11 protein-coding genes are annotated in these 14,512 nt (G+C 65.2%); 5 read left to right on the top strand and 6 right to left on the bottom strand.

Features of this window, described 5'->3' with window-relative positions; genetic code table 11:
* The first annotated feature begins 242 nt into the window (after positions 1–242).
* The 3 genes from PSV40_RS00860 to PSV40_RS00850 all read left to right on the top strand — a co-directional run bounded on the left by PSV40_RS00860 (position 243) and on the right by PSV40_RS00850 (position 5,268).
* Positions 243–3,488: an efflux RND transporter permease subunit gene (locus PSV40_RS00860; RefSeq protein ID WP_300533174.1), complete on the top strand. Its 3,246-nt coding sequence runs from the start codon at positions 243–245 to the stop codon at positions 3,486–3,488.
* Positions 3,489–3,496: 8 nt separating this feature from the next.
* A complete protein-coding gene (locus PSV40_RS00855) occupies positions 3,497–4,933 on the top strand; it encodes an efflux transporter outer membrane subunit (RefSeq protein WP_300533172.1) in 1,437 nt (478 codons plus the stop codon).
* Positions 4,934–5,124: 191 nt separating this feature from the next.
* Positions 5,125–5,268: a DUF3149 domain-containing protein gene (locus PSV40_RS00850; RefSeq protein WP_300533170.1), complete on the top strand. Its 144-nt coding sequence runs from the start codon at positions 5,125–5,127 to the stop codon at positions 5,266–5,268.
* A 36-nt stretch (positions 5,269–5,304) separates the two neighbouring features.
* On the opposite strand, the gene PSV40_RS00845 is transcribed toward PSV40_RS00850, so the two are convergent.
* The 6 genes from PSV40_RS00845 to PSV40_RS00820 all read right to left on the bottom strand — a co-directional run bounded on the left by PSV40_RS00845 (position 5,305) and on the right by PSV40_RS00820 (position 11,717).
* Positions 5,305–5,937, bottom strand: coding sequence for a YitT family protein (locus PSV40_RS00845; RefSeq protein ID WP_300533168.1), 633 nt, complete (start codon positions 5,935–5,937; stop codon positions 5,305–5,307).
* Positions 5,934–6,440: a hemerythrin domain-containing protein gene (locus PSV40_RS00840; RefSeq protein ID WP_300533167.1), complete on the bottom strand. Its 507-nt coding sequence runs from the start codon at positions 6,438–6,440 to the stop codon at positions 5,934–5,936. The genes PSV40_RS00845 and PSV40_RS00840 overlap by 4 nt, the downstream gene beginning before the upstream one ends.
* 195 nt (positions 6,441–6,635) lie before the next feature.
* Positions 6,636–7,967: a phosphoglucosamine mutase gene (glmM, locus tag PSV40_RS00835; protein WP_300533165.1), complete on the bottom strand. Its 1,332-nt coding sequence runs from the start codon at positions 7,965–7,967 to the stop codon at positions 6,636–6,638.
* A 50-nt stretch (positions 7,968–8,017) separates the two neighbouring features.
* Complete coding sequence (gene folP / locus PSV40_RS00830; RefSeq protein WP_300533163.1) at positions 8,018–8,911, bottom strand: dihydropteroate synthase; 894 nt, start codon at positions 8,909–8,911, stop codon at positions 8,018–8,020.
* A gap of 63 nt (positions 8,912–8,974) precedes the next feature.
* Positions 8,975–10,897 carry an ATP-dependent zinc metalloprotease FtsH gene (gene ftsH, locus PSV40_RS00825; protein WP_300533161.1) on the bottom strand — a complete coding sequence of 641 codons (1,923 nt, stop codon included), beginning with the start codon at positions 10,895–10,897 and terminating at the stop codon, positions 8,975–8,977.
* Between the two features lie 142 nt (positions 10,898–11,039).
* On the bottom strand, positions 11,040–11,717 hold the full coding sequence (locus PSV40_RS00820) for an RlmE family RNA methyltransferase (protein ID WP_300533160.1): 678 nt from the start codon (positions 11,715–11,717) through the stop codon (positions 11,040–11,042).
* Positions 11,718–11,806: 89 nt separating this feature from the next.
* On the opposite strand from PSV40_RS00820, the gene PSV40_RS00815 reads away from it, so the two are divergent.
* Complete coding sequence (locus PSV40_RS00815; protein WP_293595209.1) at positions 11,807–12,283, top strand: YhbY family RNA-binding protein; 477 nt, start codon at positions 11,807–11,809, stop codon at positions 12,281–12,283.
* A gap of 130 nt (positions 12,284–12,413) precedes the next feature.
* Positions 12,414–14,498 (top strand): M3 family metallopeptidase, encoded by a 2,085-nt coding sequence (locus PSV40_RS00810; RefSeq protein ID WP_300533158.1) that lies wholly within the window; start codon positions 12,414–12,416, stop codon positions 14,496–14,498.
* Positions 14,499–14,512 lie beyond the last annotated feature (14 nt).

Genomic DNA, 14,512 nt, shown 5'->3' with positions numbered 1-14,512 from the left:
ATCAGGGCTCGCGATTGTCTGAGCCGAAGGCGAGTTCGAGCGAGACCCCGCTTTTGCCGAGCACCGCAGGTTGCCCGTAGCGAAGCGGAGGGACCCAGACTGTCGGGTCGCCTTTTCTTTGGTGACTTTCTTTTGGCGACGCAAAAGAAAGTTACTTGCCGCCGGGCAACCCCCGGCCAACAGGCTCGCCGAGCACGCCCGACACAGCGAACGACCATCACGCGACCGCCGGAGGCAAGGAAGTGAACCTCTCCGAACCCTTCGTCCGCCGCCCGGTAGCCACAGTCCTCCTGACCATAGGCCTGGCCTTGGCAGGCATAGGAGCGTTCTTCGTGTTGCCGGTCTCACCACTGCCGCAGGTGGACTTCCCGACCATCTCGGTCAATGCTTCGCTGCCCGGCGCCAGCCCGTCCACCATGGCCAGCAGTGTGGCGACACCGCTGGAGAGGCGCCTGGGCACGATTGCGGGGGTCAACGAAATGACGTCCAGCAGCGGCACGGGCTCGACCCGCATCAGCCTGCAGTTCGACCTGAACCGCAAGATTGACGCCGCGGCGCGCGAGGTGCAGGCCGCCATCAATGCCTCACGCGCCGACCTGCCCGCCACCTTGCGCAGCAACCCGACCTACCGCAAGGCGAACCCGGCCGCGGCGCCGGTCATCATCCTGGCGCTGACCTCCAAGACCCGTTCGCCCGGCCAGATCTACGACGAAGTCTCCAACCTCGTGCAGCAGAAAATTGCCCAGGTGCCGGGCGTCGGCGACGTCGAGCTCGGCGGCGGCTCCCTGCCGGCCGTGCGGGTGGACCTGCTGCCGTTTGCGCTGAACCGCTACGGCGTCAGCATGGAAGACGTGCGCGCCGCCCTGCAGGCGTCCAACGCGAACCGGCCCAAGGGCGCGATTGAAGGCAACGGCCAGCGGCTGCAAATCTATTCGGGCGCCAGCACGGCCAGCGGCGGGCGCAAGGCGGCCGACTACCGCGACCTGGTGGTGGCCTGGCGCAACAATGCGGCGATCCGCCTGAGCGACGTGGCCGAGGTGGTCGATGGTGTGGAAAACATCAACACCCTGGGCCTGTTCAATGGCGAGCCGGCCGTGATCGTGCTGGTCACGCGCCAGCCCGATGCCAACGTGATCGCCACGGTGGACGGCGTGCGCGCCCTGCTGCCCGAGCTGCAGGCCCAGCTGCCCCAGGACGTGGTGCTGCAGGTCGCCTCGGACCGCACCAACTCGATCCGCGCCTCGCTCAAGGAGATCGAGATCACGCTGCTGATCTCGATCGCGCTGGTGGTGCTGGTGGTCAGCGCGTTTTTGCGCAGCGCGCGCGCCACCCTGATTCCGGCCGTGGCCACCGTGGTCTCGCTGCTCGGCACCTTCGGCGTGATGTATTTCCTGGGCTTCAGCCTGAACAACCTGAGCCTGATGGCGCTCACCGTCGCCACCGGTTTTGTGGTGGACGACGCCATCGTGGTGCTGGAAAACACCAGCCGGCACATTGAAGCCGGCATGGACCGTTTCCAGGCTGCCCTGCTCGGCGCCAAAGAAGTGGGTTTTACCGTGCTGTCCATCAGCCTGTCGCTGGTCGCGGTGTTCATTCCCCTGCTGTTCATGGGCGGACAAACCGGCCGGCTGTTCCGCGAGTTTGCGGTCACGCTGTCGGCGGCGGTGCTGATCTCGCTGCTGATCTCGCTGACCACCACCCCCATGATGTGCGCCTGGCTGCTCAAACCCGATGCGCACACCAAGCCGCCGGGGCGGATGGCGCGCTGGTTCGAGGCGGCGTTCAGGCGCCTGCATCGCGGCTACGAGATCAGCCTCGACTGGGCGCTGGCCAGCCGCGTGATCGTGATGCTGAGCCTGCTGGCGGTGATTGCGCTCAATGTCTACCTGTTCGTCGCCATCCCCAAGGGCTACTTTCCGCAGCAGGACAGCGGGCAGATCAGCGGCGGCATACGCGCCGACCGCAGCATTTCCTTCCAGGCCATGCAGAGCAAGCTCAAGGCGCTGGTGGACATCATCCGGGCCGACCCGGCGGTCGATACCGTGGTCGGTTTTACCGGCGGTTCGCGCGCCGGCGGCGGCTTCATGTTCATCAACCTCAAGCCGGTGAGCCAGCGCACGGACAAGGGCCAGGCGGTGATCGCGCGGCTGCGCCCGCAACTGGCGCAGGTCACCGGCATCACCCTGTTTCTGAACCCGGTGCAGGACCTGCGCGGCGGCGGGCGGGCCAGCAACTCCACCTACCAGTACACCCTCAAGAGCGACAACGCCGCCGACCTGAAGGTCTGGGCGACACGCCTGGCCGAGCAGATGAAGCTGCAACCGGCGCTGACCGACGTGGACACCGACCAGCAGGAAAACGGCGTGGAGACCATGGTCACCGTGGACAAGGACAGCGCGGCGCGGCTGGGCATCAGTTCGCGCGATGTGGACAACGCGCTGTACAACGGCTTCGGCCAGCGCCAGGTCGCCACGATTTATGCCGACCTGAACCAGTACAAGGTCATCATGGGCGTGGCGCCGCGTTACATCCAGAGCCCGGAATCGCTGAAGGACATCTATGTTCCCGCACGCGGCGGCAGCGGCACGACCCTCGCCGCCGCAGCCCCGGCCACCAGCACCAGCGTGGTCAACCCGGCGCTGCGCGACCCCTCCTCGGGCCAGGCGCTGAGCGCAGCGGTCACCACCATGGTGCCGCTCTCGGCGATTGCAAGCTTCAGCGAAAACCCGACGGCCGCATCGATCAGCCACGAAGACGGCGAGCTTTCGACCACGGTGTCTTTCAACCTGGCCGAGGGCATTCCGCTCGGCCAGGCCCAGGACGCCGTCAAACAGGCCGAGGCCGAGATCCGCCTGCCCAACAACGTGCGCGGCAGTTTTGCCGGCACGGCACTCAGCGCCCAGCAATCGCAAAACGAGCAGCCGCTGCTGATCCTGGCGGCGCTGATCGTGATCTACATCGTGCTGGGCATCCTCTACGAAAGCCTGGTCCACCCGATCACGGTGCTGTCCACCCTGCCCTCGGCCGGCGTGGGTGCGGTGCTGGCGCTGATGCTGTTCAAGATGGAGTTTTCCATCATCGCGCTGATCGGCGTCTTTCTGCTGATCGGCATCGTCAAGAAAAACGCCATCCTGATCATCGACTTCGCGATCGAGGCCGAACGCTCGCGCGGCCTGTCGGCCGTGGAAGCGGTGCGCGAGGCCTGCCTGCTGCGCTTCCGCCCCATCCTGATGACCACGCTGGCCGCCATCCTGGGCGCGTTGCCGCTGGCCATTGGTTTTGGCGAAGGTGCCGAGCTGCGCCGGCCGCTGGGCATCTCCATCATCGGCGGCCTGATTGCCAGCCAGCTGCTGACGCTGCTGACCACGCCGGTGGTCTACATCCTGCTCGACAAGCTGCGCCGCCGCAGCCCGTCCGAGCGCCACCTGAGCCGTCACCCCGATGATGCCAGCGCGCCACCACCCGGTGCGGCGCTGCAACTGTTATGAGGCCCGCCATGCGATCCAGATTCACGCTTTACCCCATCGCCGCCGCGCTTGTCGTCCTGCTCGGCGGCTGCGCCGTTGGCCCCACTTACCAGCGGCCGCTCACGCCAGAGGTCGGCAGCTACAAGGAAGCCGAAGGCTGGGTGCCCGCCGCTCCGGCCGATGCGCTGGAACGCGGCCCCTGGTGGTCGCTGTTCGGCGACCCGGTGCTCGACCAGCTGGCCGCGCGGGTCGAGGTGTCAAACCAGAACGTCGCGGCCGCCGTCGCCGCCTACGCGCAGGCGCGTGCGCTGGTGCGCGAGCAGCGCGCGTCCATTTTTCCGGCAGTCACGCTGGGCAGCGGCGCCACCCGCTCCGGCAGCGGTGGCGGCAGCAGCGGCAGCACAGGCACGACAAACACCTCGGGCGGGCGCACCGGCAACAACTACCAGCTCAGCATAGGCGGCAGCTGGGAGCCCGACGTCTGGGGCCGTCTCGGCCGCGCGGTCGATGGGGCCAGCGCGGGGGCCCAGGCCAGCGCGGCCGACCTCGCCTCGGCCAAGCTGTCGGCACAAGGCGAGCTGGCCATCAACTACTTTTCGCTGCGCCAGCTGGACGCGCAAAAAGGCCTGCTTGAGGACACCCTCACCGGCTACCAACGTGCACTGGAAATTGCGCAGAACCGCTACAACGCCGGCATTGTCGGCAAGACCGATGTGCTGCAGGCACAAACCCAGCTCGCCAATGCCCAGGCCGACGATGCCGGCCTGGGGCGGCAGCGCGCGCAGCTGGAGCATGCAATCGCGGTGCTGGTCGGCGAGGCGCCGGGCAACTTCTCGCTGGCCCGGGCGGCGTGGAAGCCTTCCGTGCCCGAGGTGCCGGTCGGTGTGCCATCGACGCTGCTGCAGCGCCGGCCCGACATCGCCGCGGCCGAACGCCGCGTGGCGGCCGCCAATGAGCAGATCGGCATCGCCAAAAGTGCGTATTACCCCAAGCTGTCCCTGAGTGCCTCCTATGGCCTGGGCGCCAGCCGCGTGGCAGACCTGTTCAGCGCGTCCAGCATGGCCTGGTCGCTGGGCCTGTCGGCCGCGCAGGTGCTGTTCAATGCCGAGGCTACCGGCGCCCGGGTGGAAGGCAGCGAGGCGGCCCATGTGCAAACCGTGGCACGTTACCGGCAAACCGTGCTGGCCGCCTTCCAGGATGTCGAGGACCAGCTGGCCGCCACACGCGTGCTGATGACCCAGCAGGAGCTGCGCCGCCAAGCCTCCGCATCGGCCGACCAGGTCGAGCAGCAGGTACTCAACCGCTACCGCAGCGGCCAGGTCGGCTACACCGAAGTGATTGCCGCGCAGGCCACCGCCCTGAGCGCGCGGCGCGCGCTGGTGCAGGCCATGGCAGACCGCCAGACCACGGCCGTGGCGCTGATCCAGTCGCTGGGTGGCGGCTGGCAGGCGGAGCCGCCGCCCTGAGCGGATCCGGCCATGCTTCGTTTTCAGTAGCACCCAGCGCAGGTATTCATTGGGCTGCAGGCCTAAACATCATGAAGATCCACACGGGCCCACGGCCCGGAGGGCGGGTTCAGGCACACATTGTTGACCTGTATCAGTATGTGTTTCAGGCAGACAGGCCATAGTGGCAGCATTACCAAGGAGCGAGCACCATGAAACTGTTGACTGACCTGTTTTCCACCGACTACGGCATCATGACCGTGATCGGCATTAGCTTCATGATTGGCATGGGCGTGTTTTTCTTCATGCTGTTCATGGGCAAGATGGATCAGGACGCCAAACGCGCCGGTAAATAGCCCTTGGAGCCGAGGTGCGGCCCTGAAGAAAAGCAGCTACATCGCCATGTAGCGGCCGGGCCGGTGGTTGATGGCCAGGGCGAGGTTCAGCACCACGGCGCCCAGCACCGACAGCGCCACCCGTTGCCAGTCGGTCACCCACAGCGCACCCAGCACGATCAGGCCGTCCATGGCCATCTGCACCTTGCCGGCGCGCCAGCCCAGGCGGTCCTGCAGGTAAAGCACCACGATGTTCAGCCCGCCCAGGCTGGCGCCGTGGCGAAACACGATGAGCATGCCCGCGCCGCAGAGTAGCCCACCGAGCACCGCCGCCAGCGCGGGTGACAGGTACCCGAAGGCCAGCCCCTGCGGCAGGACCCAGGTGAACAGCGACAGCAGGCCCACGGCCGCAAAGGTCTTGAGGGTGAAGGCCAACCCCATGCGCCGCCAGGCAAAGAAATAAAAGGGCAGGTTCACCACAAAAAACGCGACGCTGAAACTCAGGCCAGTGGCGTAGTGAATCAGGAAAGCGATGCCGGCCGTGCCGCCCGTCAACAGTCCGGCATGACCAAACATGACCACACCCAGCGCCACAAACAGGGTGCCCGTGGTGAGGGCCTGCACATCCTCATGCAGGCGGTGGCGCGGCACGCCGATTGCGCCGGCCGCAGCGGCAGGCGCAGTGCTCATGCCGCCTGGGCGGTGGCTGCGGGCGCCTGGGTGTCGGTGCAACTGGCGCCGCCGCAACCGTGAATGATGTCCCGGGGCAAGGCCGCGGGCATGGCCACCACACCCGTGACCGGGTCGTAACCAATGCCGCGCAGGTGCAGGGCCAGCGCCGCATCCATGGTCTGGGCATGCTGGGGAAACCAGAGCCCAAGTTCGCGCGCCATATCGCGCAGCATTTTCAGATTGCCGGCTTCGCCACCGATCAGGCCTTCACGCATGACCTGCAGCACGACCTTATGCTGCACGCTGTGGCAGTTGGACGATGAAAACCGCGTGTCCTGCATCCAGCGGTCTTCACGGCTGAAATGTTCATCGGTGTGGTCCACCAGCACACGCCAGTGGTCCAGCAGCGCGTGGTCTACGGCGTTTTCCACCTGCGCCAGCAGGTCGACAAACTCCCGGTGGGTGTCATCCATCGCGGGCAGGTCGAGCGCCAGTGCGTCAGACCATTCAAGATTCGGCATGTTCAAGGCTCCGTCAGGGGTGATGTGCAAGCTTACGCAATCCCCTGAGGAAAAACTTGATCCAGGTCATGAATCCATGCGCCAGAGAGCATGGGCCCGGCGCCCATGCCACCCCCAGCAAATGCTCTCATTTTGATAGCTGACTGCGCCCGGCTACCCTGGACCAAAGGCACTATTGATTCAAAAAAATCGGCGTCAACGCCTGATCGTGTCCGCCACGCGCTCGGCACAGGCCAGGGCCTGTGCGGCGTCGCGCGCCTCCACCATGACGCGCAGCAGCGGCTCGGTGCCGCTGGCGCGGATCAGCAGCCGGCCGCTGTCGCCGAGTTCGGCTTCGACGGTCCGGCTCATGTCTGCCAGCGCTGCGCTGCTTTTCCAGTCCTGCCCGGGCTGCAAGCGCACGTTGATCAGGGTCTGGGGAAACAGCGTGACGTCGGCCAGCAGTTGCGCCAGGCTTTTGCCGCTGCGCACACAGGCCTGCAAGACCTGCAGCGCGCTGATCAGGCCGTCGCCGGTGCTGTGTTTGTCCAGCGCCAGCAGATGGCCGGAGCCTTCGCCGCCGAGCAGCCAGCCGTGTTTCTCCAGCTCTTCCAGCACGTAGCGGTCACCGACCTTGGCGCGTACAAACTCGACGCCTCGGGCCTTCAGCGCCACCTCGACGGCCATGTTGGTCATCAGGGTACCGACCGCGCCCGGCACTTTTTCGCCGCGCGCCAGGCGTTCGGCCACCATCAGGTAGAGCACCTCGTCGCCGTTGAAAAGACGGCCTTCGGCGTCCACCAGCTGCAGCCGGTCGGCATCACCGTCCAGCGCCACGCCGTAATCCGCCCCATAGGCCTTGACGGCCTTGATCAGCGCCTCCGGATGGGTCGCGCCGACCTCGTGGTTGATGTTCATGCCGTCGGGTGCGCAGCCGATGGCGATGACCTCGGCTCCGAGCTCATGAAAGACTTCCGGTGCAATTTGGTAGGCCGCACCGTGCGCCGCATCAACGACGATCTTCATGCCCTTGAGCGTCAAGTCATTGGCAAAGGTGCTTTTGCAGAACTCGATGTAGCGGCCGGCGGCGTCGTCGAGCCGGCGCGTCTTGCCGAGGTTGGGCGAGTCCGCCCACACCGGCGCCTGCTCCACCACGGCTTCGACTTCCTCTTCCCAGGCGTCCGACAACTTGGCGCCCTGGGCGCTGAAAAACTTGATGCCGTTGTCGGGAAAGGCGTTGTGGCTGGCACTGATCACCACACCCAGGCTGGCGCGCTGCGTGCGCGTGAGGTAGGCCACGCCCGGCGTCGGCAAGGGCCCGAGCAGCACCACGTCGACGCCAGCGGAGTTAAAGCCCGACTCCAGCGCACTCTCGAGCATGTAGCCGGAAATGCGGGTGTCCTTGCCGATCAGCACGGTGGGCCGGGCCTCGGTCTTTTTCAGCACGCGGCCGACCGCATGCGCCAGGCGCAGCACAAAATCGGGCGTGATGGGCGCCTGGCCCACAGTCCCGCGAATGCCGTCGGTGCCGAAGTATTTTCTTGTCATGGATGGATGTCCCGGGATGTTCTGTTTCGATGTTGCCGCGAGCGGAAATTCTACGGTGCGCCGACCTGCCCGCCTGTAGGCTGCGGCGCCGTGGCAGCCACCCAGACCTTCAGGGCCTGCACGGTTTCGCGCACATCGTGCACACGCACCACCCGCGCACCGCGGTCCACGGCCAGCACGGCGGCGGTAACGCTGGGCACCATGCGGTCGATGATGTCGAGCTGGGCCACCTGCGCCAGGGAACTGCTGCTCACGGCGGCCAGCGAGGACTTGCGCGACCAGCCGGCCAGCAGCGGGTAACCGGCCGCCAGCAGCTCGTGCTGGCGCGCCAGCAAGGCGAAATTCTGGGCCACGGTCTTGCCGAAACCGATGCCCGGATCCAGAGTGATTCGGCTCGCAGCAACGCCCAGTGCGCGCAACTCGGCCGCCGCCTGCGCCAGGAAAGCCAGCACCTGCGGCACCACGTCGCCCTCCATGGGCGCAGCCTGCATGGTCTGCGGCTCCCGGTGCATGTGCATCAGGCAAACACCACACGTGGGATGCGCGGCCACGACGGCGGCTGCGCCGGGCTGGCGCAGCGCCCAGATGTCATTGATGATGTCGGCCCCCAGGTCCAGCACGGCGGACATGACTTCGGGCTTGTAGGTATCCACCGATACCGGCACGCCCAGGGTCACCGCATGGCGCACCACCGGCAACACACGCGCGAGTTCCTCATCCAGCGGCACCGGCGGCGCGCCGGGACGGGTGGACTCCCCGCCGATGTCCAGCATGCCGGCACCGTCCTTGACGAGCTGCTCGCAATGCGCAAACGCGGACCGCTGCGCGCCTTCCGCCGAGAAGTATTTGCCGCCGTCCGAGAATGAATCCGGCGTGACGTTGACGATGCCCATCACGCGGGGCTGGTCAAGGTCGATTTGAAAGCGCGAGGTTTGCCAGAGCATTGGGTATTGTCGAGCCAAAGAAAAACCGGGGACGTGCCCCGGTTGTCATGTGGATGGAGGCGCTCAGGCCACCGTGGGTGCCGGGTCGGTCGTGACCGCCGGCGTGCCGCCGCTGGGACCACCGCTGCCGCCCACCGACGGGTTGCGCGGTGTCCAGTCTTTCGGTGGACGCGGCTCCTTGCCGGCCATGATGTCGTCAAGCTGTTCGACGTCAATGGTCTCCCACTCCAGCAGGGCCTTGGCCATCGCGTGAATCTTGTCCTGGTTGTCCTCGATCAGCGTGCGCGCCTGGGCGTATTGCTGGTCAATGATGCGGCGCACCTCTTCGTCAACCTTTTTCAAGGTCGACTCGCTCATGTTGTTGGTTTTGGTCACCGAACGGCCCAGGAACACTTCGCCTTCGTTCTCGGCGTAAACCATGGGGCCCAGCGCCTCGCTCATGCCGTAACGCGTGACCATGTCCCTGGCCAGCGCCGTGGCGCGTTCGAAGTCGTTGCTGGCGCCGGTGGTCATCTGGTGCATGAAGACTTCTTCGGCAATCCGGCCGCCGAACAGCATGCTGATCTGGCTGAGCATGTACTCGCGGTCGTAGCTGTAGCGGTCCTGGGCCGGCAGGCTCATGGTGACGCCCAGCGCACGGCCGCGCGGAATGATGGTGACCTTGTGCACCGGGTCGCACTTGGGCAGCATCTTGCCGAGCAGGGCGTGGCCCGACTCGTGGTAGGCCGTGTTCCTGCGCTCCGACTCGGGCATGACCATGCTCTTGCGCTCTGGGCCCATCAGGATCTTGTCCTTGGCTTTTTCGAAGTCCTGCATTTCCACGGTGCGCGCATTGCGGCGTGCGGCCATCAGGGCGGCTTCGTTGCAGAGGTTGGCCAGGTCGGCGCCGGACATGCCGGGGGTGCCGCGGGCAATCACGCTGGCATTGACGTCCTGGCCGAGCGGCACCTTGCGCATGTGCACATTGAGGATCTGCTCGCGGCCACGGATGTCGGGCAGCGTCACATAGACCTGGCGGTCAAAACGGCCGGGGCGCAGCAAGGCGGAATCCAGGATGTCGGGCCGGTTGGTGGCAGCCACCACAATCACGCCGACATTGGTCTCAAAACCGTCCATCTCGACCAGCATCTGGTTCAGGGTCTGCTCGCGCTCGTCGTTGCCGCCGCCCAGGCCTGCGCCACGCTGGCGGCCGACGGCGTCGATCTCGTCGATGAAGATGATGCAGGGTGCGTTTTTCTTGGCGTTGTCGAACATGTCGCGCACACGGGCCGCGCCCACACCGACGAACATCTCGACGAAGTCAGAGCCGGAAATCGAGAAAAACGGGACCTTGGCTTCGCCGGCAATGCCTTTGGCGAGCAGGGTCTTGCCGGTGCCCGGGGGGCCGACCAGCAACAGGCCGCGCGGAATGCGTCCGCCCAGCTTCTGGAATTTTTGCGGGTCTTTCAGGAAATCGACCACCTCCTTGACCTCTTCCTTGGCCTCGTCGCAACCGGCAACGTCGGCAAAGGTCACGGTATTGGTGGACTCGTCGAGCATGCGGGCCTTGGATTTGCCGAAGCTGAAGGCCCCGCCCTTGCCGCCGCCCTGCATCTGCCGCATGAAATAAACCCAGACACCGATCAGCAGCAGCATCGGGCCCCAGCTGACCAGCAGGGTCATCAGGAGCGAGCCTTCTTCACGCGGCTTGACATCGAACTTGACATCGTTGGCGATCAGGTCGCCGACCAGACCGCGGTCCAGGTAGGTGGCCGTGGTGCGGATGCGGCGGTCATCGGTCGTGACGGCCGAGATTTCCGTGCCGCCCTGGCCCTCCGCGATGGTCGCGGATTTGATGCGTTTGCCCTTGACCTCGTCAAGGAACTCCGAATAGCCAAGGTAATTCGTACCGGCGCCACCGCGTGTATCAAATTGCTTGAAAACGGTGAACAGCACCATGGCGATCACCAGCCAGATTGCAATTTTTGAAAACCACTGATTGTTCAAGGATGTCTCCGATAGAGGTACACAAGGCACATGCGCCTGATTTTAGGCGTTTCAAGGGCGAAAGCCGCATAACAAGCCCGGGACATCCCTTGGTTTGAAGCGGGATTGCGGTATTTATTGCGTTTCAGCAAGTTCAGGCCGTTTAGGCCGGCCTGTTTTTAAGACCCATGCCGACCAGAAAGGTTTCCGACGACTCCGAACGCGAAGCCTTGGGTTTGATGGGTTTGACCACCTTGAAGGTCTCCTTGAACAGCTTGACCAGCGGGCTGTAGGCGCCACCATGGAACAGCTTGACGACCAGCGCGCCCTCGGGTTTGAGGTGCTGCACGGAAAAATCCACCGCCAGTTCCACCAGGTGGGCAATGCGGGCGGCGTCGGCCGATTCAATGCCCGACAGGTTCGGCGCCATGTCGGAAATCACCACATCAACCTTGGTAAAGCCTTTGTCCGCGGCCAGAGTCTGCTCCAGAATCTGGAGCACCTCCGGTTCCCGGAAGTCCCCCTGGATGAACACCACCCCCTCGACCGGGTCCATCGGCAGGATGTCCAGCGCAATGATGCGCCCGTTGAGTTCGCCGGCAGCCGCGCCCGATGGCGAGAGCTTGCGGCGCGCGTACTGGCTCCAGGCGCCCGGCACGCTGCCCAGGTCCACCACACAGTAGCCGGGCTTGATCAGGCCCAGCATTTCGTCGATTTCCTTGAGCTTGTAGGCAGCCCGGGCCCGGTAACCCTCTCTTTTGGCCAGCTTGACGTAGGTATCGTTGACGTGGTCATTCAGCCACGCTTTGTTGACCTTTTTGCTTTGGGTTTTTACTTTCATGCCCGTATTGTCCTCTTACCGAATCCCGGGCGCTGCGGCATCCCCAACGATAAATCAACGGCAGCGGCGGCTTCTAGGATAATCAGGGTATGGCTCAAATACTACTTACCCCTGCCCAGCGCAAAGACCACCGCGCCGATGCGCACCACCTGGACCCCGTCGTGATGGTCGGCTCGGACGGCCTGACCGCCGCTGTCAAAAGGGAAATCGACCTGGCCCTGAAGGCGCACGGCCTGATCAAGGTGCGTGTGCAGTCGGACGACCGGCCCGCACGCGAAGCCATGTTCCAGGCCCTGGCCGACGAACTCGGCGCGGCACCCATCCAGCACATCGGCAAGCTGCTGGTGCTCTGGCGCCCGATGCCTGAAAAGGAAAAAAAGGTCAACGAGGACCGCATGCCCGGCCCGCGCGACGTCAAGGTGCTGAAAAACAGCGCGCGTTACGGCCAGCGTCCCGAAGTCAAAACCCTGCGCGTGCTGGGCAACCAGCGCCTGACGCCGGGCGGCACCGTCAAACGTGCGAAACCGAAAAAGCAGCAAAGCGCCAAGAAACGCGCCCAGGGCTGAGAAGCTGAGCCAACACGCCGGCGTGATCCGCCCGGCCCCCGGCCCCTTGGCCTGGCCAGCGCGGCACTTTCCTTCTTTTGTCCCGCGCGTCCCCCTTTAGATCGGGTGCCTGCGCCCACAACTGATGGACATGACCACTTTGACCGCCTCCAACCCGCTTCTCGATTTTTCCGGCCTTCCCCTGTTTGACCGCATCGCGCCCGAGCATGTGGGCCCTGCAGTCGACGTGTTGCTGGCACAGGCCGAAACAGCGCTGGAACGCGTCACCGCGCCGGAGTTTCCGGCACGCTGGGCAGACATTGCCGGCGTGCTGGACGTGGCCACCGAAAACCTGGGCCGGGCCTGGGGCGCGGTCAGCCACCTCAACAGCGTGGCGGACACCCCCGAATTACGCGCCGCCTACAACGCCGCCCTGCCCCGCGTCACCGAGTTCTGGACCCGCCTGGGCGCCGACGAACGGCTTTACGCCAAATACAAGGCCATCGATGTGGCATCGCTGAACCCCGAGCAGCGCCAGGCGCACAAGAATGCCGTGCGCAACTTCGTGCTCTCGGGTGCCGAGCTGGTAGGTGCGGCCAAGGAACGGTTTGCCGCCATCCAGGAGCGCCAGGCCGAACTGAGCCAGAAATTCAGCGAAAACGCGCTCGACGCCACCGACGCTTATGCCTACTACGCCAGGGAAGACGAACTCGCCGGTGTGCCGGCCGACGTGGTCCAGACGGCGCGCGCACAGGCCGAAGCCGAGGGCAAGGAGGGTTACAAGCTCACGCTCAAGATGCCCTGCTACCTGCCCGTCATGCAGTTTGCCGACAGTTCCGCCTTGCGCGAAACCCTGTACAAGGCCTACAACACGCGCGCCAGTGAGCAGTCGCCGCCGGAGTTCAGCCGCTTCGACAACAGCGCCGTGATGCAGGAAATCCTCGCGCTGCGGCGCGAGGAGGCGCAGTTGCTCGGCTACCGCAATTTCGGCGAGGTCTCGGTGGTCCCCAAGATGGCCGATTCGCCGGACCAGGTCATCAGCTTCCTGCGCGACCTCGGGCAGCGCGCAAAACCCTACGGCCTCAAGGACGTGGCCGATCTGCGCACCTTTGCCGCGGAAAAGCTGGGCCTGAAAGACCCGCAGCCCTGGGACTTCACCTGGATCGGCGAAAAGCTCAAGGAAGCGCGTTACGCCTTCAGCGAACAGGAAGTCAAGCAGTACTTCACCGCCCCCAAGGTGCTGGGCGGCCTGTTCAGGATTGTCGAAACACTGTTCGAGGTGACGATCCGCCCCGACACGGCGCCTGTGTGGAAGCCCGGCGTCGAGTTTTACCGCATCGAGCGCGACGGGCAACTGGTCGGCCAGTTTTACCTGGACCGCCCGGCGCGCACCGGCAAACGCGGCGGCGCCTGGATGGACGATGTGCGCGCCCGCTGGCTGCGCCCCGACACCGGCACGCTGCAAACCCCGGTGGCCCACCTGGTCTGCAACTTTGCCGACGGCGTGGGCGGCAAGCCCGCCCTGCTGACCCATGACGACGTGACCACGTTGTTCCACGAGTTCGGCCACGGCCTGCACCACATGCTGACCCAGGTCAACGAGCGCGATGTCTCGGGCATCAGCGGCGTCGAATGGGACGCGGTCGAGCTGCCCAGCCAGTTCATGGAAAACTTCTGCTGGGAATGGGATGTGCTCAAACACATGACCGCCCATGTGGACACCGGTGAGCCGCTTCCGCGCGCCCTGTTCGACCGGATGCTGGCGGCCAAAAACTTCCAGAGCGGCATGCAGACCCTGCGCCAGATCGAGTTTTCGCTGTTCGACATGCTGCTGCATACCGAGTGGCAACCGGGCGGCGACGTGATGGCGCTGCTGGCCGGCGTGCGCGAGGAATACGCCGTGATCACCCCGCCGCCCTACAGCCGCACGGCGCATACATTCAGTCACATTTTTTCCGGCGGTTATGCGGCCGGGTACTACAGCTACAAATGGGCCGAAGTCCTCTCTGCAGACGCCTACGCGGCCTTCGAGGAAAGTGCACAAAGCGCCACACCGACAGGTATAAACACCGACGCCGCTGCCGGGTCCAGCCCCGTTAGTCTGGAAACTGGCAGAAAATATCGCCAGGCCATTCTGGAGGCCGGTGGCAGCCGCCCGGCGATGGAATCGTTCAAGGCCTTCCGTGGCCGCGAGCCTTCCATCGACGCGCTGCTGCGGCACCAGGGCATGGCATGAGTGACCTCAAACGG

It is taken from the genome of Polaromonas sp. (genome assembly GCF_029945925.1).
Taxonomy (GTDB): Bacteria; Pseudomonadota; Gammaproteobacteria; order Burkholderiales; family Burkholderiaceae_C; genus Polaromonas.
Note: the sequence above shows the minus strand (reverse complement) of the source record. Positions and strands in the feature narration are given on the sequence as shown.